This window comes from Bacillus sp. JJ1127, from assembly GCF_036965845.1.
GTDB lineage: Bacteria > Bacillota > Bacilli > Bacillales > Bacillaceae_G > Bacillus_A.
This window is the reverse complement of record NZ_JBALQK010000057.1, coordinates 24,897-29,915: the sequence shown is the minus strand read 5'-3', so window position 1 is coordinate 29,915 and position 5,019 is coordinate 24,897. Positions and strand designations below refer to the sequence as shown.

Here is a 5,019-nt window from a genome sequence, read left to right as displayed (position 1 = left end):
CACGCCTGTTTCTTTGTGATACTCTGCCGTTTGATTGGAGAATTTATTTGACAGAAATACTAGCATTCCATCGGCAAATAAACCAAATAAATACTGTATAATTTTGGTTAATCAACACGTGTGATCTGTTATATTAAAATTATATTTTAATATAGGAGGATTACACATGGGCTTATTCGATATGTTTAAAGGTGACAAAACTCGTACTGAAGAGGGAATGGAACCACACTTTGCATTCGCTACATCTTTACTTTATATGATGGGTGCAGATGGAGAATATGATAATGAAGAATTAGGTCAATTATTATCTGTTCTAGGCGGAAAAAATAAAGGTGGTACGATTTATGTAGGTGGAAACAATGACGATCTGCTTGAAAAAGCTATCAAATATGTTCGCAAAAATAGCGTAGACACATTCCTAAAAGAAGCTACTCCTTCTCTTACAGATGCACAAAAAATGTGTATTCTTGTTAACTTAATAGATTCTTCTCTTTCTGATGGAGAAGCTGAACGTGAAGAACAAGTAATGTTTGGGAAGTTCTTAAATGCATTTGGTATTTCAGAAGAGAGATTCAAACCATTCTTTGAAGTCATCGTATTAAAAAATGATCGTTCTGTATTCACAAATAGAAATCATCCAAAAAACCAATTACATAAGGTTGAATTAACAAAAGCATAGAAAAGAGAAAGCACTCAAATATTTGAGTGCTTTTTCTTTTCTTATAAACAAATAAAGTTGTATTTTTAATACCTCAATTTCATTAAAATGCTCCGAATTTCCTCATCATTCATAAAGAGATCATGATGCTTCTCCGTAATTTTTGCAAGTGCCACATCATGATAGAAGAACTCTGTAAAGAATTTTACGAATGGTTGAGACATAGTTTTCATTGCCTGCCAAGATTCTTGCTCTACCCCGGCAAATAAAATTTCATGATCATCAACGATAAGCAGTATGTAACGTTCTAATGCGTTAGGTTCGTCAGTTGGAATAAGGAAGTGAACGTTTGATAGTTTTGTTTCCACATTTCCAACTACAAGCGCCTCAATATCGATGCCTTGCTTTGCCTTTTTTTCTAGTAAGGGAAGATACTCTAAAAATGTATCATTCCAAGCGGAAATGCGGATAGATTGTGTAGCGTCTTCTATCATTTGCTTGCTTTGTACTTGAATAGAAGACTGCATTTTTAAACTCCAAACACGGTCATCCGTGAAGGATTTTTTTGAGATATTGGTTTGAAGTTCTTTAATATGAGATTGAAATTCTGTCGTTAATTTTTGAATCGCTAGGTCTAATGGTAAAGCGGTATATAACTTTTTCTTTTCTGATACGGAATCCATGACCATTCCTTTATCGATGAGACGTGCCAACACCTCATATATCTTTGCCTTTGGGACTCCTGAATGTTTTACGATTGTTGTTGCATCTAATGGTTCATCGCTTGAGACTAGAACTTCATACGCCTGGCTTTCATATTGTGAGAAACCGAATTTTTGTAACATAATTCCTCCCGAACAAATTAGATTCTATCTTAAGAATAAAGAACTATTCGTATTTATACAAGTGTTGCTAGGGTAAACTTCTTTTTATACAGAAATTAAGAGATGCGGTGAAATATATATAAATTTAAATTATATAGGATTGAGGTTTTAATTTTATCCATTATACTTAATATAGTGATTAACGTAATTTAATTTCATTAAGAAGGGAATGCTTGAGGAGAGATGCTAAGAAGTTTACGTTGGAAAATTGCAGTAGTGTTTTCGGTGCTTATTACGATGATTTTTGCAATACTAGGTACAGTTGTATATCAAGTGCAAAAAGAGAGAGAAGCAAGTTCACTTAATCAATATTCTCAAAACACGATGGAACTTGTGACAGAACAACTCACGGCATTTATACAGGGAATTGAAGAAGATATAGGGCATTACGGGAGCAGTGATTTGATTCAAGGGACGTTACAGGATGGTGTTACGCCAGAAAAAGAGAACGTTATATTAAAAGAATTTTTACAGTTTAAAAAGAATCATCCTGATATTTTAGATTTATATATTGGGACGAAAGATAAGAAAACATTGAGTGCAAATATTGCTGAGGGAGGAAAAGTACCAGAAGGATATGATCCGACTTCTAGACCTTGGTATAAAGAGGCTGAAGCAGATACAAAATCTATTCATTGGGGACAACCGCAATATGAAATTGCAACAGGAAAGTTAAGCGTTGGGGTTTCAAAGGCCATTGTTGCTGGAGATGGTTCTGTATTAGGGGTTGTAGCGATGGATGTATCGCTAGGAACAATTCAGAAGCTACTACATAATATTCAATATAGTTACAACGGAGAAATGTTTATTGTAAATGATAAAAACATTGCACTTGCATATCCGGAAAAAGTGGGGAAAGATGTTTCAAAAGAACCGCTTATACAGAGCATAAAGAAAGATACAACGAAATTTGCTGTGTCTACATTAAAAGGTAAAGATGTAGTCGTTTATAGTCAACCATTTGATAGGATGAAGTGGAAGATAGGGATGGTATATCCAAAAGAAGCGATTGATAGTGTGCTAATAGAGACACGTAATGCAGTAATTGGAATGGCTTGTGCAAGTCTATTGATTGCAATAGTCGTATCATATTTGTTCTCAAGAAGATTGGCAAGACCGTTACAATTATTGACGGAACATGTCCAAAAGGTAGCAGAGGGCGATTTAACGTTGCAAATGAAAGTGACAAGTAAAGATGAGGTTGGTACGCTTACGACGCATTTTAATCATATGATTGACCAAATGAACGAAATGGTAAGTAAGATTAAGCATAATGTGACAACGGTTCAGCAATCCACTCATAATCTACATTATTTAACCAATGAAACTGTTGCTGCTAGTAAGGAAGTTTCGGGAGCAATGGAAGATGTAACAGGCGGAGCATCAACGCTTGCAAATAGTGTGGAAGAAGTTTCAGTACAGCTTGAAAATATGACTCATTCGGTCGGACAGATGAATGAATCAGTTGGAGCAATTAAAGAGGTGACAAGTAAGGCAGAACAAGCATCAAAGCAAGGATTAAATACGATGCGGCATTTAGTTCATACAAGAGGAGAATCGTCTTCCATTGTGACGAATACAGAGGAAGCATCGAGTAAGCTAGAGCATCGGGTACAATCTATTCAAAGTGTTGTAGCGCTTATTAAAGGTATTTCGGATCAAACAAATTTACTTGCTTTAAATGCATCTATTGAAGCAGCGCGTGCAGGAGAACAAGGAAAAGGATTTGCAGTTGTTGCAGAAGAAGTAAGGAAATTAGCAGAGCAATCAAAAGAAGCAACAGAAGAAATTACTAGTATGATTGGAGAAGTGCAATTAGAAGTCTCGCGTGTTTTAGGGGTTGTAAGTAAATTGAAGGGCATTACTGATGTGCAGGATCAGGTTACGACAGAAGCAGAAACAGAATTCCGTACGATTATGTCAGTAGTAAATACAATTATTACTTCCGTTGAAAAGATTGTATTAGAAGTAAATAATATAGGGCATGAGCAAGAAGAGATTACAGGAATTATGCAAACAATCGGAGGAACGAGTCAAGAAAGTGTGGCAGTTTCTGAAGAGGTAAATGCAGCAACTGAATCGCAGGTTGTACATTTAGAAAAGGTATCAGATACGATGAAAGCATTGAGCGAGGAAATGAAAGGTTTAGAAAAATTAGTAGAGCAATTTAAAGTAGAAGAATAAGAAAATCGGCTTGATATTATTAGTAAAATGACGTTTATTTCGGTACAATAGGTAATGAATTTATAGAGGAAGTTCAAAAAGTCCGGTAAAGATAGCTGTCACATTTCTTCGTTGCATCGCCAGTCCGGTACTCATGTAGTGTCAGCTACACTCCGTATCCTCCTGGCTTCCGTGCCTCGAACTGTTCGGCTCTCTTTATCCTCCTTTTTGAACACTCATTTATAGAGGAAGTTCAAAAAGTCTGGTAAAGATAGCTGTCACATTTCTTCGTTGCATCACCAGTCCGGTACTCATGTAGTGTTAGCTACACTCCGTATCCTCCTGGCTGCTGCGCCTCGAACTGTTCGGCTCTCTTTATCCTCCTTTTTGAACACCTATTTGAGGAAGTTCAAAAAGTCCGTTTAGGAGGGAAATAATCATGGCAATTGTTGATGTATCGATTATTCCAGTTGGAACAGGTAATCCAAGCGTAAGTGAATATGTAGCAGAAGTACAAAAAGTGCTAGAGAAAAACGCTGATCGCGTGAAGTATCAATTAACACCGATGAACACAGTAATTGAAGGAGATCTTCCTGTATTACTTGAAGTCATTCAACAAATGCATGAAGTGCCATATACAAAAGGTGCAAAGCGTGTAGCGACAACAATTCGTATTGATGATCGCCGCGATAAAGAAAGCACGATGGAGAAAAAATTAAACTCTGTTCGTTCGAAATTATAGGGAAAAGCAGCGATTTTTGCTGCTTTTTTGTATGGATAAATTAGGTAAGAAAGGTGTATTCATGGTACACTTTTTTATTATCTATTGCATTGCCTAGTGAAGGAGGAAAGAGCGATGAGTGACAAGTTTAATGAGCAGTTTGATGGCTTGCTTGAGAAGTATACAGAATTGTTATTAGGGGAGAGCAATGAGGAACGAAAAGAGCAAGTGCAAAAATGGGCGTTGTATTCTTATATTGCCAAGACAATGCCAGCGCTTGTAAAACACTGGAATGAGACATATCCAGATGGAAAAGAAGAGATGGTGCGTTTAATTTCTGATATTAAAAAATTGAATGACGAACATCGTAATGATAAATAAGAAGTAGAAACTATTTTGTAATTCTTTCATAAAAAAGCTTGAGGAGAAATAGTCCTCAAGCTTTTTTATGATTCATGATCTCATTAATTAAAAAACCGACAAAACCCCTCTTTTTAGGCGGAAGAGAGCATCTGACCATGCGTAGAAGCGGTCAGGGCCTTTTTCTGCCACATGCGAAGTAAAAATAGAAAGAGCAAATGAGTGTAGGTTAC

5 protein-coding genes are annotated in these 5,019 nt (G+C 36.3%); 4 read left to right on the top strand and 1 reads right to left on the bottom strand.

Annotated elements, in window-relative coordinates; translation table 11 throughout:
• Window positions 1–166: 166 nt before the first annotated feature.
• Window positions 167–679 (top strand): TerB family tellurite resistance protein, encoded by a 513-nt coding sequence (locus tag V7183_RS07430; RefSeq protein ID WP_335359100.1) that lies wholly within the window; start codon window positions 167–169, stop codon window positions 677–679.
• Between the two features lie 65 nt (window positions 680–744).
• On the opposite strand, the gene V7183_RS07425 is transcribed toward V7183_RS07430, so the two are convergent.
• Complete coding sequence (locus tag V7183_RS07425) at window positions 745–1,503, bottom strand: TrmB family transcriptional regulator (protein ID WP_335359099.1); 759 nt, start codon at window positions 1,501–1,503, stop codon at window positions 745–747.
• A gap of 222 nt (window positions 1,504–1,725) precedes the next feature.
• Here V7183_RS07425 and V7183_RS07420 point away from each other — a divergent pair, with 222 nt between their 5' ends.
• The 3 genes from V7183_RS07420 (at window position 1,726) to V7183_RS07410 (ending at window position 4,807) form a co-directional block, all read left to right on the top strand.
• Window positions 1,726–3,726, top strand: coding sequence for a methyl-accepting chemotaxis protein (locus V7183_RS07420; RefSeq protein ID WP_335359098.1), 2,001 nt, complete (start codon window positions 1,726–1,728; stop codon window positions 3,724–3,726).
• A gap of 418 nt (window positions 3,727–4,144) precedes the next feature.
• A complete protein-coding gene (locus tag V7183_RS07415; protein WP_001018864.1) occupies window positions 4,145–4,447 on the top strand; it encodes an MTH1187 family thiamine-binding protein in 303 nt (100 codons plus the stop codon).
• Between the two features lie 114 nt (window positions 4,448–4,561).
• Complete coding sequence (locus V7183_RS07410; RefSeq protein ID WP_097899866.1) at window positions 4,562–4,807, top strand: YusU family protein; 246 nt, start codon at window positions 4,562–4,564, stop codon at window positions 4,805–4,807.
• Window positions 4,808–5,019: the final 212 nt, after the last annotated feature.